The sequence below is a fragment of the Pseudomonas sp. SID14000 genome (assembly GCF_002165135.1).
GTDB lineage: Bacteria > Pseudomonadota > Gammaproteobacteria > Pseudomonadales > Pseudomonadaceae > Aquipseudomonas.
Map to the genome: position 1 here is coordinate 26,173 of NZ_NFZQ01000003.1, position 22,533 is coordinate 48,705.

General features: G+C 60.9%; 25 protein-coding genes. 12 read left to right on the forward strand and 13 right to left on the reverse strand.

What is annotated here, in order from left to right; all coding sequences use genetic code 11:
• Positions 1 to 151: 151 nt before the first annotated feature.
• Entirely contained in the window at positions 152 to 1,327 is a 1,176-nt protein-coding gene (gene nhaA / locus CAY82_RS05195; RefSeq protein ID WP_087500231.1) for a Na+/H+ antiporter NhaA, read from the forward strand.
• A 67-nt stretch (positions 1,328 to 1,394) separates the two neighbouring features.
• Here nhaA and CAY82_RS05200 read toward each other — a convergent pair whose 3' ends face one another.
• Positions 1,395 to 1,859 (reverse strand): glycine zipper 2TM domain-containing protein, encoded by a 465-nt coding sequence (locus CAY82_RS05200; RefSeq protein ID WP_013973925.1) that lies wholly within the window; start codon positions 1,857 to 1,859, stop codon positions 1,395 to 1,397.
• A 148-nt stretch (positions 1,860 to 2,007) separates the two neighbouring features.
• On the opposite strand from CAY82_RS05200, the gene CAY82_RS05205 reads away from it, so the two are divergent.
• Positions 2,008 to 2,241 carry a hypothetical protein gene (locus CAY82_RS05205; protein WP_087500232.1) on the forward strand — a complete coding sequence of 78 codons (234 nt, stop codon included), beginning with the start codon at positions 2,008 to 2,010 and terminating at the stop codon, positions 2,239 to 2,241.
• Positions 2,242 to 2,281: 40 nt separating this feature from the next.
• Here CAY82_RS05205 and pdxH read toward each other — a convergent pair whose 3' ends face one another.
• From pdxH to dinG, 5 genes are all read right to left on the reverse strand, one after another.
• Positions 2,282 to 2,929, reverse strand: coding sequence for a pyridoxamine 5'-phosphate oxidase (pdxH, locus tag CAY82_RS05210; protein WP_087500233.1), 648 nt, complete (start codon positions 2,927 to 2,929; stop codon positions 2,282 to 2,284).
• A gap of 18 nt (positions 2,930 to 2,947) precedes the next feature.
• Entirely contained in the window at positions 2,948 to 3,925 is a 978-nt protein-coding gene (locus CAY82_RS05215; protein ID WP_087500234.1) for an OmpA family protein, read from the reverse strand.
• A gap of 99 nt (positions 3,926 to 4,024) precedes the next feature.
• Positions 4,025 to 5,170, reverse strand: a complete 1,146-nt coding sequence (locus CAY82_RS05220; RefSeq protein ID WP_087500235.1) for a serine hydrolase domain-containing protein — start codon at positions 5,168 to 5,170, stop codon at positions 4,025 to 4,027.
• Positions 5,171 to 5,328: 158 nt separating this feature from the next.
• Positions 5,329 to 7,563 (reverse strand): beta-galactosidase, encoded by a 2,235-nt coding sequence (locus CAY82_RS05225; RefSeq protein ID WP_087500236.1) that lies wholly within the window; start codon positions 7,561 to 7,563, stop codon positions 5,329 to 5,331.
• 79 nt (positions 7,564 to 7,642) lie between these two features.
• Entirely contained in the window at positions 7,643 to 9,787 is a 2,145-nt protein-coding gene (gene dinG, locus CAY82_RS05230; protein ID WP_087500237.1) for an ATP-dependent DNA helicase DinG, read from the reverse strand.
• Positions 9,788 to 9,885: 98 nt separating this feature from the next.
• Here dinG and CAY82_RS05235 point away from each other — a divergent pair, with 98 nt between their 5' ends.
• Complete coding sequence (locus tag CAY82_RS05235) at positions 9,886 to 10,350, forward strand: CopD family protein (protein WP_087500238.1); 465 nt, start codon at positions 9,886 to 9,888, stop codon at positions 10,348 to 10,350.
• A 36-nt stretch (positions 10,351 to 10,386) separates the two neighbouring features.
• Here the strand turns inward: CAY82_RS05235 and CAY82_RS05240 are convergent, their stop codons facing one another.
• The 4 genes from CAY82_RS05240 to CAY82_RS05255 all read right to left on the reverse strand — a co-directional run bounded on the left by CAY82_RS05240 (position 10,387) and on the right by CAY82_RS05255 (position 13,013).
• On the reverse strand, positions 10,387 to 11,145 hold the full coding sequence (locus tag CAY82_RS05240; protein ID WP_087500239.1) for a hypothetical protein: 759 nt from the start codon (positions 11,143 to 11,145) through the stop codon (positions 10,387 to 10,389).
• Entirely contained in the window at positions 11,138 to 11,413 is a 276-nt protein-coding gene (locus CAY82_RS05245) for a DUF1145 domain-containing protein (protein ID WP_087500240.1), read from the reverse strand. Before CAY82_RS05245 ends, CAY82_RS05240 begins: the two co-directional genes overlap by 8 nt.
• Positions 11,414 to 11,511: 98 nt before the next feature.
• A complete protein-coding gene (locus tag CAY82_RS05250; protein WP_087500241.1) occupies positions 11,512 to 12,231 on the reverse strand; it encodes an OmpA family protein in 720 nt (239 codons plus the stop codon).
• A gap of 89 nt (positions 12,232 to 12,320) precedes the next feature.
• Entirely contained in the window at positions 12,321 to 13,013 is a 693-nt protein-coding gene (locus CAY82_RS05255) for an OmpA family protein (RefSeq protein ID WP_087500242.1), read from the reverse strand.
• Positions 13,014 to 13,172: 159 nt separating this feature from the next.
• On the opposite strand from CAY82_RS05255, the gene CAY82_RS05260 reads away from it, so the two are divergent.
• A complete protein-coding gene (locus tag CAY82_RS05260; RefSeq protein ID WP_087500243.1) occupies positions 13,173 to 13,667 on the forward strand; it encodes a DUF6231 family protein in 495 nt (164 codons plus the stop codon).
• Between the two features lie 227 nt (positions 13,668 to 13,894).
• Positions 13,895 to 15,157, forward strand: a complete 1,263-nt coding sequence (locus CAY82_RS05265; RefSeq protein ID WP_087500244.1) for a site-specific integrase — start codon at positions 13,895 to 13,897, stop codon at positions 15,155 to 15,157.
• 57 nt (positions 15,158 to 15,214) lie between these two features.
• Here the strand turns inward: CAY82_RS05265 and CAY82_RS05270 are convergent, their stop codons facing one another.
• Entirely contained in the window at positions 15,215 to 15,460 is a 246-nt protein-coding gene (locus tag CAY82_RS05270) for a protein L (RefSeq protein WP_087500245.1), read from the reverse strand.
• 309 nt (positions 15,461 to 15,769) lie between these two features.
• Here CAY82_RS05270 and CAY82_RS05275 point away from each other — a divergent pair, with 309 nt between their 5' ends.
• The 4 genes from CAY82_RS05275 (at position 15,770) to CAY82_RS05290 (ending at position 18,863) form a co-directional block, all read left to right on the forward strand.
• Complete coding sequence (locus tag CAY82_RS05275) at positions 15,770 to 16,384, forward strand: hypothetical protein (RefSeq protein WP_087500246.1); 615 nt, start codon at positions 15,770 to 15,772, stop codon at positions 16,382 to 16,384.
• Between the two features lie 520 nt (positions 16,385 to 16,904).
• Positions 16,905 to 17,195 carry a hypothetical protein gene (locus CAY82_RS05280; RefSeq protein ID WP_087500247.1) on the forward strand — a complete coding sequence of 97 codons (291 nt, stop codon included), beginning with the start codon at positions 16,905 to 16,907 and terminating at the stop codon, positions 17,193 to 17,195.
• A gap of 198 nt (positions 17,196 to 17,393) precedes the next feature.
• Entirely contained in the window at positions 17,394 to 17,795 is a 402-nt protein-coding gene (locus tag CAY82_RS05285) for a hypothetical protein (protein ID WP_087500248.1), read from the forward strand.
• A 51-nt stretch (positions 17,796 to 17,846) separates the two neighbouring features.
• Positions 17,847 to 18,863, forward strand: a complete 1,017-nt coding sequence (locus CAY82_RS05290) for a hypothetical protein (protein ID WP_087500249.1) — start codon at positions 17,847 to 17,849, stop codon at positions 18,861 to 18,863.
• A gap of 72 nt (positions 18,864 to 18,935) precedes the next feature.
• Here the strand turns inward: CAY82_RS05290 and CAY82_RS05295 are convergent, their stop codons facing one another.
• Complete coding sequence (locus CAY82_RS05295; protein WP_087500250.1) at positions 18,936 to 19,514, reverse strand: hypothetical protein; 579 nt, start codon at positions 19,512 to 19,514, stop codon at positions 18,936 to 18,938.
• A gap of 521 nt (positions 19,515 to 20,035) precedes the next feature.
• Between CAY82_RS05295 and CAY82_RS05300 the strand changes: the two genes are divergently transcribed.
• The 3 genes from CAY82_RS05300 to CAY82_RS05310 are packed head-to-tail and all read left to right on the forward strand — an operon-like array spanning position 20,036 to position 21,205.
• Positions 20,036 to 20,512, forward strand: coding sequence for a YchJ family protein (locus CAY82_RS05300; protein ID WP_087500251.1), 477 nt, complete (start codon positions 20,036 to 20,038; stop codon positions 20,510 to 20,512).
• A gap of 2 nt (positions 20,513 to 20,514) precedes the next feature.
• Positions 20,515 to 21,000: an LEA type 2 family protein gene (locus CAY82_RS05305; RefSeq protein ID WP_087500530.1), complete on the forward strand. Its 486-nt coding sequence runs from the start codon at positions 20,515 to 20,517 to the stop codon at positions 20,998 to 21,000.
• Between the two features lie 7 nt (positions 21,001 to 21,007).
• On the forward strand, positions 21,008 to 21,205 hold the full coding sequence (locus tag CAY82_RS05310) for an SEC-C metal-binding domain-containing protein (RefSeq protein ID WP_003258907.1): 198 nt from the start codon (positions 21,008 to 21,010) through the stop codon (positions 21,203 to 21,205).
• A gap of 62 nt (positions 21,206 to 21,267) precedes the next feature.
• Here CAY82_RS05310 and CAY82_RS05315 read toward each other — a convergent pair whose 3' ends face one another.
• A complete protein-coding gene (locus CAY82_RS05315) occupies positions 21,268 to 22,464 on the reverse strand; it encodes an MFS transporter (RefSeq protein WP_087500252.1) in 1,197 nt (398 codons plus the stop codon).
• Positions 22,465 to 22,533: the final 69 nt, after the last annotated feature.

Below are 22,533 nucleotides of genomic sequence, written 5' to 3' on the forward strand. Positions count from 1 at the left end.
CTCCTTCCCCATCTGCATCTAGGCTTCCCTCAGCCTAGCCAGCAACACCATATAACAAAAACGAATATGGTTTTTGTTTGAAAGCATATCTCCGCAGGCTAGGGTGTAAGCCCGTTCCAATCGTCAACTGCTCATGGAGAGCCCATAGCCCGTGCGTAGCCTGTTAACCCGTTTCCTCCAGCTAGAAGCCGCCAGCGGCCTGCTGCTGATCGCTGCGGCCATCCTGGCCCTGGTCATCAACAACTCGCCGCTCTCCTACCTGTACAGCGGCCTGCTCGACGTCCCCGTCGCCGTCCAGGTCGGCGCGCTGCACATCGCCAAGCCGTTGCTGCTGTGGATCAACGACGGCCTGATGGCCCTGTTCTTCCTGCTCATCGGCCTGGAGGTCAAGCGCGAGGTGGTCGACGGCCACCTGTCCAAACCCTCACAGGTGATCTTGCCCGCCACTGCTGCCGTGGGCGGCATGGTGATACCGGCACTGATCTACTGGTTCATCAACCGTGACAACCCGGTAGCCGTGGCCGGCTGGGCTATCCCGACCGCCACCGACATCGCCTTCGCCCTCGGCGTACTGGCCCTGCTGGGCAAGCGCGTGCCGGTGTCACTGAAACTGTTCCTGATGACCCTGGCGATCATCGACGACCTGGGTGCAATCATCGTCATTGCGCTGTTCTACTCGGGCACCCTGTCGAGCGTGTCGCTGCTGCTGGCTGCGGCCTGCCTGGTACTGCTGGTGGCCATGAACCGGCTTGGCGTGGTCAAGCTTGGGCCGTACATGATCGTTGGCCTGATCCTGTGGGTCTGCGTGCTCAAGAGCGGCGTGCATGCCACCCTGGCCGGCGTTGCCCTGGCCCTGTGCATCCCGCTGCGCACGCACCTTGCCGAACACTCGCCACTGCTCACCCTGGAACACGCCCTGCATCCGTGGGTCGCCTACGCCATCCTGCCGCTATTCGCGTTCGCCAATGCCGGTGTATCGCTGACAGGCATGACCGTGGAAAGCTTCACCCACCCGGTGCCCCTGGGCATCGCAGCCGGGCTGCTGCTGGGCAAGACCGTGGGAGTCTTTGGCCTGACTTGGGTCGCGGTCAAACTGCGCCTGGCCGCACTGCCTGCCGGCGCCAATTGGGGGCAAGTGCTGGGTGTGGCGATACTCTGCGGTATCGGCTTCACCATGAGCCTGTTCGTCGGCTCACTCGCCTTTGTGCCTGGCAGCAGTGATTATGCCGGGATGGACCGCATGGGTATTCTCACCGGTTCATTCTTCGCGGCCGTGTTCGGCTATGCCGTAACCGCCATGGCCAGCCGCAAGCCCAGCTTCGGCTGACTTGGCCTGCATGAAAAAACCCCGACTGGCGAAAGCCATGTCGGGGTTTTGTTTTGTTGCGCTACGGTCAGTGCGTGACGCGGCTGGTACCGTCGACGGTCATGATGCGCACGCGGTCGCCAACGCGGAAGATCTCGTTCTGCTGCACCGCCTGCACATAGGCACGCATGCTGCCATCGTCCTCACGCACGGTGATTTCGACACCTTGGGTACGAGTCAGGCCTTCTTCGGCGGCGGAACCGGCCAGGCCACCAGCAACGGCACCGATCACTGCAGCGACGATACTGCCACGCCCCCCTCCCACGGCACTGCCGGCCACGCCACCGACGATGGCGCCAGCACCACCGCCAATCGGGGTCTTGGTACCCTCGATCTTGACCGGGCGCAGGGATTCGATGGTACCCATGCGCACGGTTTGCACGCGGCGGGCCTCATCACGGGAGTAACTGTCACCGGTCAGGCTCGAGGCACAGCCACCCAGCAACAGCGACATGGTGGTAAAGGTCGCCACCAGCAGAGCGGATTTACGCATAGGTAAGGTCTCCATAAGTCATGATGTCCATTAGACGCTGCACGTTGACGGCTGTCACGGCACAAACGTAATAAAATTGTTTTCATTCAGCCAAGGTACAGCCTGTGTGGCTGAGTCGAGGCCATTTCAAGTGAGACCAAGGATAGCCATGGATTACTTCATCGTCGTGGTCACCACCGTTGCGGGGCTGTATTTCCACTGGTGGCTGTATGTGCGCATGCGCCGCTGGATCGACCGTGACCTGGCGTTGTCGCTGGCTGGGCCGGACGCTGGAAAACGCGCGTATATGCTGCAAAGGCTGGAGCAGGCGCGGGTGGAGAAGGTGGGGCGCAAGCAGTTGGCGGGGTGGTTGGAACGGGAGGCTGCGGGGTATCCGGGGTAGCCTGATGGATTGCCGGGGCCGCTTTGCGGCCCCAACAATCTCAGGGCGCCAGCCGCTCCCGCAGCCATTGCCCATCCACCAACCGGTAGTTCAGCCGGTCATGCAGGCGGCTGGCCCGCCCCTGCCAGAACTCGATGCGTTCAGGCAGCAAGCGATACCCCCCCCAATGCTCCGGGCAATGCGGCTGGGTGTCGGAGAAGCGCGCCTCGGTGGCCTTGACCAGCCCCTCCAGCTCCTCACGACCGGCAATCACCTGGCTCTGCGGCGAAGCCCAGGCCCCCAGGCGGCTACCCAGCGGACGCACCTGGTAGTAGGCGTCCGACTCCTGGGCCGTGACCTTCTCCACCCGCCCTTCGATACGCACCTGGCGCTCCAGCGCCGGCCAGAAGAAGGTCATGGCGGCGAAGGGGTTAACCAGAAGCTGCTGGCCCTTGGCGCTCTCGTAGTTGGTGAAGAAGGTGAAACCACGCTCATCGAGCCCCTTCAGCAACAAGATGCGGCAGTGAGGGCGGCCTTCACCATCGACAGTGGCCAAGGTCATGGCGTTGGCTTCCACTGGTACCTGCTCGGTTTTCACCGCATCGGCAAACCACTGGTGGAACAGGGCGAACGGTTCCCCCGGGGCCTGAGCTTCCGCCAGGCCATCACGGGTGTAGTCGCGGCGCATATCGGCCAGGGATTGGGTCATTGCTGCGTTCCTTGACGATCAGTTGGTCTTCGCAGGGCTATTGGCAGCTACTTTTTTGTCAGCGGTAGCTTTCTTGGCGACGGGCTTGGCCGGCGCAGCTTTCTTCTTGGCCGTGGTCTTGGCTGGCGACTTGGCCTTGGCTTTGGTTACAGGTTTCTTCGCCACAGCCTTGGCAGCCGGCTTGCTGTCGGCAGCCTTGGCAGCAGGCGCCTTGACATCTTGCACTGCCACCATCGGGGCCCGCGCCGGGGCGGCTTGCTGGTACTTGGCCAGCAGGGCGACCATGGTGTTCTGCGGAGTCAACAGCATTTCCACACGGCGGTTAAGGGCGCGGCCCTCGGCGCTGTCATTGGCGGCGCGCGGCATTTCCGAGCCCATGCCCTTGAGGTTCAGGCGGTCACGCTGCAGGCCACTGAGACGGAAAATGGCCGACACCGAAGCGGCACGCTCCAGGCTGAGCTTCTGGTTGGCGGCAGCGACACCGCTGCTGTCGGCATGGCCAAGCACCAACACGGCGGTCTTGGCATCACCTTCGACGGCCTTGGCCACACGGGTAATCGGGCCCAGGGTCATCGGCAGCAGCATGTTCGGACGGTCAGGGTTGTACGAGCTGTCCACCGGAATGGTCACGGCCAGCACATTGTCGCGGCGCTCCAGTTCCAGCTTGCTGCCCTTGATTGCCTCACGCAGCTTGGGCTCGTACTCGTCCAGCCAGGCCTGGGTGGCCTTCTGGTCGATCTTCGGTACCACCGGCCCCTTGGCCTGCTTCTCTTCACCGCCGAACGGCCACCACCAACGGCTGGCATTCTCGGACTTGGCGTCGGCCTTGGCCACGTTTTCAGTGACGGCTTGCTTCACTTCCTGCTCGGCAACCTTGTCCGAACCGAAGGGCCACCAGCTCGAGCCGCTGTCCTTCGAGGCGTCCTGGGAGTGACTGGCGCACCCGGTAACGGCGGTCAGGCACAGGGCGAGTGCTAAGGTTTTGTGTGAAGACATCAGCGATACACCATGAAATAGAAAGAAATTTTGCCTACACCCTTCAGGCGTTGGCATTGAGGATAGTCAAAGGGACGGGGCAATACCCGCATTACCCGATCAAAGGCAACTGGCAAGGACCCGTACCAGTTTCTGGGCTCGCGGGTCCATGAGCACATAAGGGCCAAGGGTATTGACCACGAAACCGAAGGCCACATCGTGCTCCGGGTCAGCGAAACCGACCGAGCCACCGGCACCTGGGTGGCCGAAGGCGCGGGCACCCAGGCCGAAGGTGGCGTTGGCCACGTCGGGCTGGTCAAGCATGCAGCCCAGGCCAAAACGGGTCTGGGTGAGCAGGGTACGATCCTGACCGAGGCTATGCTCACGGGTCAGTTCGTCGAGCAGTTCGGATTCGAGCAGGCTGCCGTCCAGCAACCCGGCATAGAAGCCTGCCAGGCTGCGCGCGTTGCCATGGCCATTGGCCGCTGGTTGCTGCATGCGCCGCCATTCCGGTTTGTTGGTGCTGGTCAGGATCGCCGGCGGATTGGTGAAGGCACGGGTCGACAGGGCTTCTGGCTCGCGCATGGTCACCTGCAGCAAGCGCTGCGCCGCAGCATCCCCAGCGTTGCCCTTGCCACGGGCGATATGCGCCACACGATGGAACTCGTCGTCCGCCAGGCCTACATGAAAATCCAGCCCCAACGGCCGGGCGGTACGGGCGACGATCGAGTCGCCGGGACCACGGCCGTCGGCACGGCGGATCAGTTCGCCGATCAACCAGCCGTAGGTGATGGCGGCATAGCCGTGCTCGGTGCCAGGTGCCCACCAGGGTGTTTCGGCGGCCAGCGCATCGACCATGGCCTGCCAATCATACAGCGCCTCGGCCGGCAGCAGCTCGCGGATGGCCGGCAAGCCGGCACGGTGGCTGAGCAACTGGCGCAGGGTGATCGCCTGTTTGCCGGCTTGGGCGAACTCGGGCCAGTAGTTGGCTACCGGGGCATCGAGGGCCAGCTTGCCCTCGCCTACCAGCTGCAGGGCAGTGACGGCAGTGAAGGTCTTGGTGCATGAGAACAGGTTGGCGATGGTGTCGCTGTGCCAGGCCTGCTGGCCGTCCTTGTCGGCACTGCCAGCCCAAAGGTCGACCACGGTTTCGCCCCCGACCTGGATACACAGCGCAGCGCCACGCTCCTGGGGATCATCGAACAGCGCGGCGAACGCTTCGCGCACTGCTTCGAACTTCAGCTCATAGTGACCCTGGATCTGCACCCGCTGTTCTCCGTACGACCATTTCCGAAAATGGTGTGCATTGTTTCAGTAGTTTGGCGTTTTGCAAACTGGCTTGGGCTGGGTGGTCACTGTGGGAGCGCCCTTTCGCGACACAAGGCCGCTCCCACAAAAGCAAGACCGCGTCAGCCTTTCTTTACCTAGGGCGCAGGTTTTTCCAACTCGGAGCGCAGCTGGGTCATAACCTGCAGGTTGCTCTTGCGCACGGCCTCGACAAACCCTGAATACGGTATGTCGGTAATCGCCACCAGCCCGAGGTGGCCGTTCTCGCCATCGAGCAGGCGCCCGCTGGCCGGCTGGTCGAGGTACTGGAACCAGTGCGCGCCAACGATCATCGGCTGCGCCAGGGCCGCCTTGAGGAAGCTGCCGTAAGCCGGGCCGCGGTCTTCTTCCCGCGCCACTTCCAGCGGCCCCGGCCAGAACGGCCCGCGATCGCGCGAGCCGAACTGGAACTCGGACACCAGCACCGGCTTGTCCAGCTCGGCCAGGCGGGCGAAGTCGTAGCCGTCCTGCGGCTTGAGGGTATAGAAGTTGAAGCTGAGCACATCGCAGAACTCGGCGCAGGCCTTGACCGCCTCCGGCGTGCTGACGGCATAGCGCCCCCCCAACAGCAGGTGATTGGGCGCATGCCACTTCAATGAGTCGGCAATGGTCCTGAAGTAGGTTTCGGCGAATACCTGCTGGAAGTGCTGGTAGTCACGCTCGATTTCCGGGTGCTCCGGGTCGGGCAACGGAGCCTCGAAGCCCGGGTCCTCCATCAGCTCCCAGGCGGTCAGTTCGATGCCCCAGGCCCTGGACAGCCCTTCCTGGTTACGGTACTTGTCGCGCAACTGCTTGAGGAAGGCGCGCTTGGCCGGCACATCGGTGGTCAGGCGCAAGGTTCCGTAGGCCAGGCCGTAACGCGCCTTGGGGTCGCTACCGGGAGCGGCCCAGGCTAGTTCGTTGTCGGCGAAATAGCCGATCAGCCAGGGGTCGTCACGGTGATCGCGGGCGGCAATGGCCACGGCGCGCTCGGTGGCCATGGCAAAACGCGGGTCGAACGGGTCGGGCATGCTGCCCCACCAGTCCATGCCGGTGCTGATACTGGCGTAGTCCCCCACGATCGACAGCGGCAAGGTGTACGGCATGCGCTTGGCCTGGCCCAGGGCCGGCTCGCTCCAGTTGCCGAGCGTGTTGAAACCCCAGGCTTGCAGGCGGTCGAGCGCATGCGCCTGCCAGCGGGTGGCATCCAGCGCCAAAGGTGGGCAGTTGGCCGGCTGCCCCTCTACCGCGGGCGGACAGGGTTTGCCATAGGTGCGCTGCAGGTTTGCGGCATAGAAATCGAACCAGCGCCCCTGTTTGAAGTTGCGCCCTTGCGACGAGGCATTGCCGTCGTCGTTGTTGCCGTCGCCATAGAATGCGGCCAGTGCATCGCCCTCGCCCGGCAAGGCCTTGAACATCCCTTCACGCCCGGCTACGTAGGTGCGCCCGCCATCCGCGGCCACGGCATTCACCCCCAGGGAATAGAACGGATGCCCCTCGGGCGTTACCAGGTACCAACGGCCGTCACGCTTTTCGGTGCGGAAGAAACCTTTGGCCTCGAACGCTGGCCCGGCCAGCAGGCCACCGTACGCGTCCAGTTGCTGCTTGCCACGCTCTGCCAGCCAGCCTTTGAGCTGTTGCTGCTCGCGCACATCAGCCGCCTTGAGCTGCTTGTCATTGGCAACCTTCTCTGGCCAATGGCCGCGGGTGGACTGGCCATAGGCATCAATGAGCTGGTGGTATGCCGCCTTGTAGGCCTGGTCGTCATCCTGGATGCCCACCCGCTCGATCAGCAGGCTTTGCGCCACCTTGGGGTTGGGAATACTCAGGCTGACCGAAGCCACCTGCTTGAGGTCGACCACGCCAGCGCTGCTGGTCAGCAGCAGGCGCTGGCCGCCATGGCTCCAGGGCATGGGCGGGCCGGCGCGCATGCCCTGGCTCAGCGGCGAACTGGCCTTCAGCGGTACCATTACGGTTTGTGCAGGACCGGCGGGCAGGTCGATGCGGCTGGTCAACGTGCGGCCATCACTGCCCTGCACCATGACATCCACGGTCAGCGCCCAATCCATCGCACTTTGCAGGCGCAAAGTCAGGAATTGCCCGCTGGACCAGTCCCACACACCGCTTTGCGGGCTCAGGCGCAGGGTGGGCCGCTGGGCCGGGTTGAACACCACGCGCCGCAACACTTCGCCTTCAGCCGTCTGCTCCGCATTGTACTGCGGCATGCCGGCATCTTCGGTCGCCACGTTGACCACCGAGGCCGGGCGCACGAAGCTGAACAGCATCTGCTGCCCAGCCAGCAAGGGCGAGCTGAACAACAGGACAAAAACGGCGGGCAGGGTGCGGCGGACCATAAGGCTTGGACTCTCCTTCAGGGCCCTCATGGCCCACGACTGAGTAATGGACAACGCGCCGGAGCAAGTGCTCCGGCGGTCAGGAAATTTCCCGCCGGAACGGCGGCAGCGCATTGAGAATAGCCTTGCCATAGCGCTGGGTGACCAGGCGCCGGTCAAGCAAGGTGATGACACCGCGATCCTGTTCGGTTCGCAGCAGGCGACCACAGGCCTGGATCAGCCGCAGCGAGGCGTCGGGCACGGCAATTTCCATGAACGGGTTGCCGCCGCGCGCCTCGATCCACTCCGCCAGTGCCGCTTCGACCGGGTCGTCGGGTACGGCAAAGGGAATCTTGGCAATCACCACGTGTTCGCAGTAGGCGCCCGGCAGGTCGACACCCTCGGCAAAACTGGCCAGGCCGAACAGCACGCTGTGCTGGCCATCGTCGACCCGCGCCTTGTGCTTGTTCAGGGTTTCCTGCTTGGACAGGTTGCCCTGGATCAGAACCAGCTTGCGCCAGTCACGGTCAAGCCCATCGAACACGTCCTGCATCTGCTTGCGCGAGGAGAACAGCACAAGCGCGCCGCGGGCGTCTTCGACGATATTCGGCAGCTCGCGGATGATCGCCGCGGTATGCGCTGCCGCATCGCGCGGATCGGCCTTGAGGTCGGGGACCCGCAGCAGGCCGGCATCACCATGCACGAATGGGCTTGGCACCACGCAGGTGACCGCGTCACGCGGCAACCCCGAGCGCATGCGGAAGCGGTCGAACTTGCCCAGCGCGGTCAGTGTCGCCGACGTCACCAGCGCACCATGGGCCACGCTCCACAGGCTGCGGCGAAGCATTTCGGCGGCCAGGATGGGGCTGGCGTTGACTTCGATGTCAAACAGCGCACCGCTCTCGGCCAGGGTCAACCAGCGGGCCATGGGCGGGCTGTCTTCCGGGTCTTCGGCGGTAAAAGCCGTCCATAGCTCCCAGTTTCCCTGGGCACGGGTGACCAGGCTACCGAACAGTGGGTACCACTCCTCGGCCTGGTGGCTGGCGATGCCGATGTTGACTTCGCCGTCCATGCCTTCCTTGAGCAGATCGGCGAGGCGCGTGAACAGATCATTGAGGCGGGCAAAGCCTTTTTTCAGCTCGATGCCCACTTCGCGGATCTGCTCCGGCACCACGCCGCCTTCGAAGCGGTAGCGCGGGCGCTCACGACCTTCGTTATCCTCGCTGGGGCGGAAGTCGGCAACCTGCTCGCACAGGGTGAACATGAACTGCTGCTGGGTGCGCACTTCCCGCGCAAGCTCCGGCACCTGCTCGATGTATTTGCCCAGGTCACCGGGCAGCGGGTGCTGGGCCAGCAGCTTGGTCAGGTTCTTGGCGGTCTGCTCCAGCCAGTCGGCAGTGGAGCGCAGGCGCGAATAGTGGGCGAAATGGCCGATGGCCTTGTCTGGCAGGTGGTGGCCTTCGTCGAACACGTACATGGTGTCGCGCGGGTCGGGCAGTACTGCGCCGCCGCCCAGGGCCAGGTCAGCCAGCACCATGTCGTGGTTGGTGACGATCACGTCGACCTTGCCCATGCCTTCGCGGGCCTTGTAGAACACGCACTGCTGGAAGTTCGGACAATGACGGCCGGTGCACTGGCTGTGGTCGGTGGTCAGACGCGCCCAGTCCTGGTCTTCCAGGGCTTCGGGCCAGCTGTCGCGGTCACCGTCCCAGCGGTTGCCGGCAAGCTTCTCGATCATGCTGTTGAACAGCTTCTGGCTGCGCTCGTCGACTTCGATGTGGAAGCCTTCTTCCTCGAACAGCTGGGCAGTGGCCGACTGGGCGTGGCCCTCCTGCAGCAGGATATCGAGCTTGGACAGGCACAGGTAGCGGCCACGGCCCTTGGCCAGGGCGAAGCTGAAGTTCAGCCCGCTGCTGCGCATCAGGTCGGGCAGGTCCTTGAAGACGATCTGCTCCTGCAACGCCACGGTCGCTGTGGCGATCACCAGGCGCTTGCCGGCGGCCTTGGCGGCCGGAATAGCTGCCAGGCTGTAGGCCACCGTCTTGCCGGTACCGGTGCCCGCCTCCACTGCCACCACGGCAGGTTCGCCGGAACGGCGGCCTTCTTCGTCGCAGGCGATGTCGCCAAGCACCTTGGCCACTTCGGCGATCATCAGGCGCTGGCCATAGCGCGGCTTGAGGCTCTTGGCTTCGAGAAAACGCGTATAGGCGCCCTGGATGGTGGCTTTGAGTTCGTTGCTGATCATGGTCTGCAGGCGCCCGGAGGGCTGGATATATTTTCAGTGTTTCGCATGGGGCGGCTATCATACCCCGCTATTGCCCTTTATGCCGCATGGAGATCCGGATGCTTGCCTTTGCCCTGCCCTACACACTGCATGTCCTGGCCGCCCTGGTGTGGGTCGGTGGCATGTTCTTCGCCTGGCTGATACTGCGCCCGGCAACGGTTGCAGCCCTTGAAGGGCCTGCCCGGCTGCGCTTGTGGGTGGAAGTTTTCCGACGCTTCTTCGGTTGGGTCTGGCTGGCCGTGGCGATTTTGGCGATAAGTGGTATCGGCATGTTGCACATGCGCTTCAGCGGCTTCGAGACCGCACCGAAGTATGTGCAGGTGATGATCGGTGGGGGCATCGCCATGTTTGCCCTGTTCATGCGCATCCAGGCGTTGCTGCTGCCGGACCTGAAGGCGGCGGTGCAGGCCGAGGACTGGCCGGCGGGTGCGGCAGTACTGGGGCGAATTCGGCGGATGGTGGGAATCAACCTGCTGCTGGGCCTGGCGGTGGTAGCCGTGGCCAGTTCTCGGCTGGTGATCTGACAGGATCTGCGCCGCCCCTGTAGGAGCGGCAAGGCTTCAGAGGCGCTGCAGAATCAGCTCACCTGCAGCCCCCGCCAACCCAGGCTGGCCCGGCTGCCCCGGCCGGCCATTGGCACCGGCATCGGTACGGTACACCAGGCAACTCTTGCTCGCGCCGCCTTTACCGGCCTTGCCTGCCGCCCCGGCCTTGCCCGGTGCGCCGCCGTCCAGGCGCACCACGATGCGTTCCTGCGCAAAGCCCTGCGGCACGCTCAGGCGGATGCGCCCACCCGGCGCGCCATCGTGCCCGTTGCCGCCGTCATCGCCATTGGCACCGCGACTGGCCTGGCCCCAAGTGCAGCCACCGGCTTGGCCGTTGGCGCCATCGAGCCCCACGTAACCCGGCGCACCAGCACCGCCACGGGCATCGATCGCCAGCCGCTCGGCATCCACTTCAGCCAGTTTCAGGTCCAGGCTGCGACCCGAGCGGGCTCCCCGCTGGTAGGTGCCCGCCGCCCCCGGCGCACTGAACTCGCTGCCCTCACCCAGCCGCGCGCTGCGCGCCTCGATCAGCAACGGGCTATCGGACGGTGCAATGGCGATACGCGCATCGCGCCCCAGTTCCAGCTGGTCGACCTTCAGTTCCGCGAGCGTGGCAGGCAGCAGCAGGGTTGCGGCGTCGGCGACACGCAGGTGCGCAAGGTGCACGCTGGCCGACTTGTCGGGCAGGCGCAGCATGGAGTTGGCAGCGACCTCCAGGCTTTCAGCCTGGGCCAAGGGAACGGCCAACATGGCCAGCAACATCAGATTACGCATTTCTCGGCGCCTCCTGCGCACGGGGAATGGACATGACATGGAAGATACCCGTCAACAGGATCTGCAAACGATCGAACCAGCGGTGGCTGCGCCCGCGCAGACTGCCATTGAAGAACAGCACTTCGAGCAGGTGCAGGCCCAGCAAGGCGATGCCGGCGGCATTGATCAGCAGATTGAAGGGCAAGGGTTGTGGCATCAACTGATTGAACAACACCACACCCCAGAAAGCGACTGTCAGGGCCTTGCCCAGGCCCAGGATGAACTTCATACCCCGCCCCTATAGATTGTTGTTATGTCGAGACGGCCCGTTCGAGCGGGCCGTTCGACCAACATTAACTGCAATGTCAAGGCAGGCGCCAGCACTGCTCAGTTGAGGTGCAGCTCCACCCGTCGGTTGCGGGCGCGGCCCTCCTCGCTTTCGTTGTCGGTAAGCGGTTCACTCTCGCCGCGCCCCTGGCTGGTGACCTTGCCCGGCGCCAGCCCCTGGCCGATCAAGTACTCGGCCACGCTGCTGGCGCGGCGCTCGGAAAGTGCCTGGTTATAGCTGTCGGAGCCTACGTTGTCGGTATGCCCGATCACGCTGACCTTGGCCACCGTCGGTGAATCGAGTTTAGCTACCAGGCCTTGCAGGCGCTGTTGGGCCGCCGGGGTCAGCTCGGCGGAATCGAAGGCGAACATCACCACGCCGTTGTCATCCAGGATGATCACCTCTGGCGAGGGTTCAGGTTCAGTGACAGGCGGCGATGCGGGGTACAGCTTCAGCGGGCAACCCATGTGGTCGACCGCAGTGTTGGCTGGGGTATCGGGGCAACGATCGCGGCGGTCGAAAATGCCGTCGCCATCTTCGTCACCATCCTGGGCGTAACAGATCAGCCCCCCGGCAATAGCACCAAGGGCACCTCCGCCAGCGGCCCAGCTCGAACTTTCGATGGCGCCCAAGCCGCCACCGACCAGGCCGCCCAGCAGGCTGCAGATGGGCCAGGTCCTTTGGTTGAGAGGCGCGCTGCCATCGCTGTGGGTGGCGCAGCCCGCGAGCAGGCTGGCAGCCACCAACAGCGGCAGCGCCGCCTTCGACGTCACACTCATGCTGAATGCTCCTGTGTCATTGGCCACGAACGGCTGACCGCCGTAAAGGCACGCCCGTGCCACTGCTCAAGGCACGGGCGCACGCCGTTCTACCGCTGGATCTTGATCTCGGTACGGCGGTTCATGGCACGCCCATCGGCCGTGGCGTTGTCTGCCACCGGCTGGGTTTCGCCGGCGCCGACCACCGACACGAAGCTGCTGCGCGGCACACCGCTCTCGACCAGGTAATCGGTCACCGAGTGGGCACGGCGCTCAGACAGTTTCTGGTTGTAGCTGTCGGAGCCGACGCTGTCGGTATGGCCGCTGACGCTCAGGCGGGCGGACGGCGCTTCCTGTTTCAGGCGCGTGGCAATTGTGTTGAGGCGCTCCTTGTCGCTGGCGGTCAGGCGCGCAGAGTCGAACTCGAAGTGCACATCGCGGATGACGATGACCTCTTCCTTCTGCACCACTACTTCCTCGACCACCGCAGCCGGCTCCGGCGGGCAACCATTGGCATCGACCTGCACGCCGCGCGGGGTGCCGGGGCACTTGTCACGGCTGTCCGGCACGCCGTCGCCATCCTCGTCGCCATCGCCATGGGCCCAGCAATAGCCCGCCGCCAGGCCACCGCCCAGCAACGCGCCCCAACCAGCCCAGCTGGAACTCTCGATGGCGCCCAGGGCAGCGCCGCCTACACCCCCGACGGCGGCACATTTCGGCCAGTCGGTCTTTTGCAAACCTGCACAACCAGTCAACACACTGGTGAGCAGGACCAGGGGTATCGCTGTGCGTACTATGCTCATTTCATTGCTTCTCCTAGGGGGAATCGGCATAAGGCCGATCTCTGGGAGTAAAGACCGAGCATTTGATCCCTGCCACCAATAAGCCACGACACGGTCACATGCCTCTTTGCCCGCACGCTGCGGCCCGCTAGTCTTGGACGACTTCAACGAGGATTGCCAATGACCGACGGTTTTTCCCAACGCACCCCGCAGCAGGCCCTGGCGGCCCTGCTCGAGCGCTTCACCCCGCAACGCCTGCTGCTGGTGGGCACGCGCTTCCCGGCGCTGGACGCCTTCGCCCAGGCGCACCCACAGGTAACTATCGCCACTGCCGCCCCAGGCCCGCTACCGGCCGAGCTGGCAGCCCAGCGCTTTGACCTGGCGGTACTGGTGGACTGCCTGGAGCACCTGCCCAAACGCACCGGACTGGAATTGCTCGGCGGCATTCGCAACCTCAATGCCAGCCGGGTCGCTGTGCTGGCCGACCTGGCCGCATGTGGCTGGCAAGATACCGATTTCTTTGCCCTGGCCCTGTCGGCCAGCGAGAAATTCCGCCGTGACCAGCAGGTATTGAGCCTGTTCACCTATGATCTACATGACTACAAACAGGTGCCGGACTGGCTCAATGCCAAGTTCTGGGCCAACCCGGAAATGTTTGGCAAGTACTGGTGGTAAACCCATGAATATCAAGGGCTTACATCACAATGAACGCTATCGAAGCTATGCCCGAGCAGGGCCAACTGTCACCAGCCTGTAACCAGCCTTGTCACCAACGACTATCTCAGGCCCTTTCGGTCTGGCATTACAGACGGTCAGGAATCTATTACCTGAGGGTTCGCCCTCGGGGATGCTCTACCCGTAGTCTCGCCATCTCTCTCCGTTCCACCGATAGGCCAACCGCTATGCAGTTCTCCAAGGACATCCTCAAGACACTGGCTGTCTTCCACCTCGACCGCCCTGAGGCTTCGTGGGAGGACCTCAAGGAGCGACTCAAGGAGATCGCTGAGGACGCCCTACAGGGCCATAGCGAGGACTCACGGGGCCTCTACATGGAAATCTATGACCAGATGAGCAACCACCTCGCTGAGGCTGCCTCGCTTGGTCGGTTCACTGGGAGCCAGCAGCGAGCCATTGGCACAGGCCAGCGGGTTCTCAGGGCTGCTCAGGAGCGTCTTGAGGGTCGCCCTCAGGAACTCACAGAGATAATTGGGGAGCTGTCTTGTAGCACGTCTGTAGCCCCTTCCGTGTCCCTATCTGTAAATGCGTCTTCGACAGACCCGATTACCTTCGAGGGCCTCTCTGAACTGTTCATCAAGGAACGCCAGGGCAACGTGGAAGGCTCAACCCTAAAGGCCATCCAATCGAACTGTAGGACGCTCTCGGGGCTTCTCGGAGACCTCAACATAAAGGCTCATACGCGGGCTGACATGGTGGCGCTCAAGGAGCGTGTCATGGATGGTCGCAAGGTCCTGACAGTCAACAAGTTGCTGACCCAGCTATCCACTGTCATGGACTGGGCCGTAAACAATGGCTTCCTTGAGCGATCCTTTGACAAGGGGTTGAAGATCGAGAAAGGGGCTGACAGCGAGCGTAGGCCGTTCTCTCGTGACGAGGTGGTAACTATCATGAACCACGCTAATGCCTTGCCTGCGACCGACTGGAAGCGCTGGGCGCTGTCTCTGGGTGTCCTCACAGGGCTTCGCATTGGCGAGCTTTACCAACTGACTCAGGCCGATGTGAAGCAGGTGGATGGCATCACTGTCATCGACATCAACAAAGATGAGCAAGGTAAAACCCTGAAGAATGACTTCTCGGTTCGACAGGTGCCTCTGGTCGATGGGGCCTATGGGTTCTCCCTCAAGACCTTCCTTGGGTGGGTCGCATCGGAACCCGGCAAGCTGTTCAAGGCGAAGGCTCATTATTTCAACAAGCCGCTCAATGAGGCCCTACGTGAGCCGCTGGGATTGAAGGCAGGCAGTGACCAGTCGTTCCACTCGCTGAGGCATTCCCTGTCGGGGCTGCTGAAGGTCGCTGCGACCCCTGAGGTCATCGCGCAGAGCATCACCGGGCATAGCTCAGGGAACATCACTTATGACCTCTATGCGGGGTCTCAGAGGGTTCCTGTCGGGACGCTCCATCAGGCCCTGATGAAGGCTTTTAGGTAGCTATATGAATGAAACTGCTCAACTGTCCGCACAGAAACTGTTGAGCAGTCTTCAACATCACTTGCCTTCAGTATTCGTCCACACGTTCATTTGCCACTTTACTGGGCCAGCCGATGTTGCATGCTGGTGATGGTTTTGAGGTGGGAATTTGTCGCCTTTGTTAGAGGTGACCTCCTTTTTGCAGCCGATGCAACGGTATATGCCCGAGGCAGGGACAGTTTCAGCAGGGCCAAACTGTTTTGACCACACATCGCTTGGGTTAGTGATCTTGTCAAACTTTGAGTTATCGGTGTAGTAAGCCATAAATCCTCCGTATGATGGCACACGTAGCGGATCATCAACACCCGGGTGATGTCAATACGACTTCATGGGCATCGAGCTTGATGTCCTCGTGGGTCACCCTCAGCATGAAGTGCTTTTTGTGGCGACCAAGATGGCCCGTGGTGCTGCTCTGAAAAAAACCAGCGAACTCATGATCGGAACATAAGCGCCGCCATGGCTCTGGGATGGATCTTCTGAGCCTGATACTGGAAACTGGTCTGAGGATGCAGGGAGGCGGTAACATCCAGTAGCGTCCTGTACACCCTAAACGCAACACCGTAGGAGCTTCAAATGACTAAAGGACATTTCGCTTTAAGTGCCACTCTTTGTGTCGCATTTCAGATGGTTTCCTTGCCAGCTATGGCAGAGAATCAGTTGTGGGTTAATACAGACCGCACTGAGCGCCACACTTGCCCTTCTACTGACTGCGGGGTGGCAGGTCGTCTGATGTTTAGAGAGGGCGTCGAAGTTCTCGAAAAGAAAGCTGGGTGGGTGAGGGTAACCAAACGGTACTCAGCGTCATGCGTCAACGGGAAAAGTGAATATGTGAAGGAAGGTAATGCAGCGTGCGTAACCTCTAACGGCATTGCTGATGGTAAGTTTGCTGAGTGGGTTCAAACCAAGGATTTGGTTGTGGAGCGCCCTCAAGACCCGGCCAGTGGGGCAAGCGGTGATGATGCCCTTATTAAAGGGTCAGATGACTATCGGCTCTACAAGACGCAATTCTCTCAAGGTGCAAGAAAGTTAATCAATGACGGGACTTGCACTGAGGGTGACTTTCAGGAAATGGGCGGCTGGATGTCCTCTCCCAATAAAGGCAAGGGGATGTATTTTACTTATTGCGGTGGTATGACCCTAAGCAACAAGGTGTACCTGAATGTGAACACCGGCGAGACCAGTCGCTAATTCGCCTTAAGGGCGTCTCAGAGGGTCAAGCAACGTACCGCTGTCAACCAGAATTTAAAAACCCTCACTATGGCCAGGACACACAGAGACCACCAAGAAATCTCAAAGTGTCCTGCCATCCCTACCGGGCATCCTTGCGATCCCGATCAGCGACGACCAAGCGATAAGAGACCAGCCACCACTACGGTGATGCGAGCCAGCGCCAACAGTCCTCGATAAGCAGACCTCAGTGTCTGGCTCCAGTAGGAAGGAGCACAGCTTGATATTGTCTTGATCCATGAACCGATGCCCACGAAGGGCACCGTTGGGTAGACCATGCACGGGATTGGGGCCACCGTGTATCGCTCAAGTTGTACGGGGCCTTAACTTAGAGATTCTCTTTGAGTAACTCTATAATTAATATCTTTGTATCAATCTGAAAACAAGAACTAAAAGATAATCTAATTTCTACCTCTAAGTTTTGGAATCGATCTTGCGATCATAACCCCCTATTCGATCAGTTGCCTTCAAGGAGGTCTCAATGAATTACCACTTTGTACTTGACGGTATTCCACAAGGACGCCAAGAGACCCTGTTGTCTATTGAGGCAGCCATGCCCACCGGTCGCCATCGTCTGGCTGTCTTTAACTTCAAGATCCTAAACCTTCGGACCAGCAATGGCCCTGAGCGATGCCTTGAGTATGTGTCAGGCAAACTGGGCGCGTTCCTCTTAGTTCCCCTTGAGGAAACCTTAAAGGCCACCGGCCTCGATTTGATTCGTTTCTACCATGCTGTCAATGCAGTACCTGTGGCCCTCACAGCCCGCCCTTGACGACCGTCGCCACGGTTGATCCTTCGATGCCCTTCAGGCCCGCCATGTCCTGAATCAGCGTCATCAACACCACTTGAAACCCAGAACCTTTTGATCGTCCTTGAAGATGCCCGCGAAGGCTTTCTCCTTGGCCGTCTGGTCGTGCGCGTCTATGGCGCAAGGACGAATCAAAGGGTCCCCAATAGGAGAACCCAAACCATGAAAATCACCATCACCAAAGTCCTGAAGAACGAAGTCACCATCTGCGGCCAAACCCAGACCCGTGAGTACGTCGAGAACATCATGTTGCCCATGCTGGTCGCCCAATGCGGGACCGTGAAGGGCCAGCAATTCGAGATCGTTAAGGCGTTCGATGAGGCCGGTCTGTCGCTCCAAGCGATTCCCGATGTCGCCCGAGAGTACCGCCAAGACCAGTACCAGAAGGCTCAGGAACGTGCTCGCTTGCAGGCTGAGGCCAACGCCCATGCTGAGCGATGCCGTGAGCATACGCCACGTGAGATCGCCCAAGCGAAGGCTGATCGGGTGGCCCGAGCCGCTGCCATTCGTGAGCAGGGTGAACGTATCCGAGCCGCCTCTCGTGCCAATAGTGGTGGTTGGTAATCACGCCAGTCCCGACACCACTTCATTCAATTATTCAGGAGACCCATTCCCATGAAACAACCATTCCAGTACACCAAGCCTTCGACCTACACCACTGCCACCTACCACGATGGCAACGGACACTTGAGCGGGTCGATTCGATTCAACACTGCCGATGTTCGCCCAGAGACCCAAGCGGCCACCGATGTGTCCGTCTATGTGGAGGCCCTTGTGGAAGCCTTTGATGAGCACCTGAACGGCGATGGGTGGCGAGAGGCTGCCATGGAGGCAACCCCGTGCGAGTTCCGTCCGGCTGGCTCTGAGGCCACTGGACAACAGATCTTCACCATGGCCGACCGCACCGTCACCTTCGACCCTCGCAAGAATTGGGATAACCAGACCGTCGAGAAGGGCGAAGTCCTGGCTGGTTCTGTGATCTTCACCGAGGCCACCGACACGGCATTGGCCATCAGCCATCGTGTCACCATTCTCGACCACAACATTCAAGCGGGCTTCACTGTCCAGTCCATGGAGCAGACCGCTGAGAAGATGCTTGATGACATTACTTACAGTGCAGCCGGTAAGGTCGCTGCCATCTTGACGACTGCCCCAAGCACCGAGAGTTTCTCCGTTGCCATGCCTACGGGTAAGCCTGCCGAGATCGCTGAGGACCTCATCGACATCCTCACGACCCACGTTAACCAGACTGTAGGGACCTCGCTGAGTGACTTCGTGATCCTGCTGCCAGTGTCGCTGTTGGCTGTCCTTGAACGTGCTTCCCAACGTGCGGGTCTCGGTGATGATGTCGAATCTCACATCGGCGCAGGCATCCAACTTTATACTGGTACCAATCACGGCATCTTCATGTTGCCCAAGCTGTTCACCTCGCTAAGCTACCGTGAGCGCCGGGACGGCAACATCTGGCGCATCGAAGCGACCCGCAACCCGAACGCCCAAGGCTGGGACCTTGAGATCATGGCTGAGGTGGACATCATCGCCAACGGCATGGTCAAGGTGAAACTGACTACTGATGGCCTTCAGACCGAGATGGTGGCATTCCCAATGATCACCAATATCAAGCTGAGTTAATCGGACGGCTCAGATTTGAGCTGTCGTCCACGAGGGCCCCGTAAGACCGATCCAAGAGGGATCGGCAGGGGTTTAATTGATGTTGTCACGGCGACAGAAAAAGAGGGCCCAACCCGAAAACACAGGTAGGAAGGTAATAAAGATAATCAGAAAGTCAACTCTTCGACTCACCTCGCCATACCGATACTCCTTAGAGACGCCATCGGTGGTGATCTCTAATTTTTTTGCTCTTATAGGTTTGTCTGCAGACCAGTCATATTTATCGCAAATCACAGCTAATCCATCAAGATCCTTTGAGTTCAACTCGGAATCAACATTGTGACCGAATTTATTTCTGATTTTATTCAGCACTACTAAGAAATCACCAAACTCGGCTGGCATGCCGAAGGCCAGACACATTTGGACCTTTGTGGCAAAACTCATTCGGCCGTCCTTGAACCTGAAAAATCGCGAAAGCTTTTCTTGGGTCCTACTAACCAAATACTTCTCCATTATACTTTCAGCTATCAAGTGGCTCCTTAGAACGCATCCTATCTCATCCTCAGTCCTCGCCGCCTTGACCAAATTGGTCACACCTATAAACGCCCCTGCATCATCAGGCCCAGTTACGCTGTCATCGCTACTCAAATTATCGCGCTCTTGATCAAGCACAAGCATTCCTTATAGATATTGATTATTTCTCACATGATGCCAAGCAAAGCGATTTCAATGGTAAAGCCTTTAAGTCAGTCTGGCACCGCTACGAGAGATGGCCGGTATCCTCGGTGACTCCCCAAGGTCATGCAGGAGCCTATCAACCAATGTAAAGGAGAACCTCATGGACACGCTACACGCTGCCTACTGGGTCTGCATTGTTGTCCATGTCGTTGTCTGGGCACGGACGCATAGGCACCCTAAGGGTCCTCGAAAATCTGACAAAAAAATCTCAGAGACCATCTCATTGCCTCTACTCCCCGAGATTCCCCCCGTAGGCCCTCGCGCAGGTCCGCAAAGGCGATAAGGACCCCTGCCAATTCGCCCTTGCGGTCTCGCCGTCTGTCACCAACACTGTCACCAGCTTTGTCACCAATTTCCTTGAGGTCCTCTATGAAGCCCGCTACGCTTGGCCTGCCACCATGCCCCTCTCAGTTCTGGGCCAACCCTGAAAACTTCGGCAAGTACTGGTGGTGATGATGAGTGTCTCGGTCTGCCCTTGTGGCAGTGGCAACCTGCTCGACGCCTGCTGCGGGCATTACCATGCCGGCACCCCGGCGCCGGATGCCCAGGCGTTGATGCGCTCACGCTACAGTGCCTATGTGCTGGGCCTGATCGACTACCTGGTGGCTACCACCCTGCCAGCCCAGCAAGCCGGCCTGGACCGTGCCGCCATGGCCGCCTGGAGCGCTCAGAGCACCTGGCTGGGCCTGGAGGTTGAAAGCGCAGAAGTGCTGGGCGGCCAACCGGAGCACGGTTTTGTCACCTTCACCGCACGCTGGCACGACCAAGAGGGCGACCATCAGCACCGCGAGCGCTCGGCATTCGTCCAGCATGCCGGGCGCTGGTACTTCATCGACCCTACGGTCGGGCTCAAGGCCGGGCGCAACGACCCCTGCCCCTGCGCCAGCGGCCAGAAGTTCAAGAAATGCTGCGCCAGTTACGTGGGCAACTGACCATGATCGCCCGCGCCCGCCCGCTGCTGCTCGCCACGCTGATGGCATGGCTGGCACTGCTGGCGGGCTGCGCCAGTTGGGGCGGTGACGACTGGCGTGAACCCGAGGTGCACCTGGTCGAGGTGGAGACCGTCAAGGCCAGGTTGATGGAGCAGGAATTCGTGCTGCACCTGCGGGTCGACAACCCCAATGATAGCCGCCTGTTCATCCGCAACCTGTCGTATGCCATACGCCTCAACGACCTCTTGCTGGTGCAGGATGAAACCAGCGTGTGGCGCAGTGTAGGCGGGCATGCCCGGCGCACTTTCAAGATCACCGCACGGACTAACCTGTGGCAGCACCTGAAACCATTGGCCAAACTGCTGAAAAGCGAGCAACCGCTGCGTTACAGCCTGCAGGGCGAGCTGGCGACCGGGTTGCTCATCCATCGGGACCTGCACTTGTCGCGCAGTGGTGAGATAATCCCCGGTGATTACAACCCGGAGTAACCCTGCAATGTCCCAACAACCCCACGTTCATGGCCCTGACTGCAACCACGATCATGATCACCACCACGATCATGGCCATGTACACGGCCCGCACTGCAACCACGGCCACCAGGAGCCGGTACGTAACGCCCTGAAGGACGTTGGCCGTAACGACCCGTGCCCGTGCGGTAGCCAGAAAAAGTTCAAGAAGTGCCACGGCGCCTGACCTGAACAGCACTTGCGCGTCCCTGCTGCGGGCCGCGCTGTGGGTAGTCGGGGCCGTCTTGCCTAGCTGGCTCTGGCAGGCCCTGATACCTTACGCTGCAACAACCCGGCGGTTGCCATGAGCAGCACGATGCACAGGGCCATGCAAATGGCATTGGTGCCGCCCCAGCCGACCGTGCCCAGCAACAGCGACGGGCTGAATGCGCCAACGGTCGCGAACACCGCAATGGCCAGATCGTTTTTGCCCTGCATCTGCATCGCTGCCGGGCTGTTCTGCAGCGTTTGCGCCAACAGCGCGCCTCCGCCCACGTAGATCAGGTTCCAGCCCAAACCGAGGGCTATCAGCGACAAGGTCATCATCGCGTAGCTGTGCGACCACATGTTCAAGGCCGTACAGCCGATCAACAGCCCCAGGCCGAGACAGATGGTAGCCCTGATCCCAAGCTTGTGGATGATGGCGCCGGTGAAGAACGACGGGGCAAACATGGCTATCACATGCCATTGAATCGCCAGGCGAACGTCGGAAAAGTCCTCATGCATGTGTTTCATTTGCATCGATGCCTGGATCATCAGCAAGTTCATGATCCCATAGCCCAGGGCGGCCACGGCCATGGCCACGGCAACGACAGGGCTCAGCGGCTCGGCGGCTGTACCAGCCGGTTTCGCTGCACCGTCGTTTCTGGCGATACCGCTATCGCTTGGCAAGCAAGCCGCTATCAGCAAGGACATCACCGCCAGGCCGACAAAGGCGGCGTAACACAGCGAAAACAGCGGATACCCGCCAACGTCGCGCAGCCACTCGGTGAGTGCCGGCCCGACCACGGCAGCTATCACCCCACCTGCCACGACCAGGGAAAGCGCTTTGGGCTTCAGGTTCTGGGCCAGATTGTCGGTGGCCGCGAAGCGGTTGAAGTTGGCAAACGCAATATAGATGCCCAATGCCGAATGGCTGATCACCAGAGTCGGGAAGTGCTGATACAGCACGGCCAGATAACCGGTGATGCCGGACACCGCCAAAGGTATGGAGCCCAGCATGAACGCCCGCTTGCGGCCGATACGGCTCATCAGCCCGGAGACCGGGTAGGTAGCCAGCATCATACAGAGAAACTGGAAACCGTAAGGCACCGTGGACCACGTGGCGGCAGGCGCCAGTGCCGCCCCGACGATGGCCGCCATGGTCACGGACATGACTGCAGTCGTCAGGTTGATCGATTGCGCGGTGAAAAACAGATACGTGCGCCGCGGAAGTGTGCTCGACATAGCATGTGCTCACGGTAGGTGGACGGGGTGGTTTCGACATCGCGAAAAGTGCCGACAGATGCATGGTCG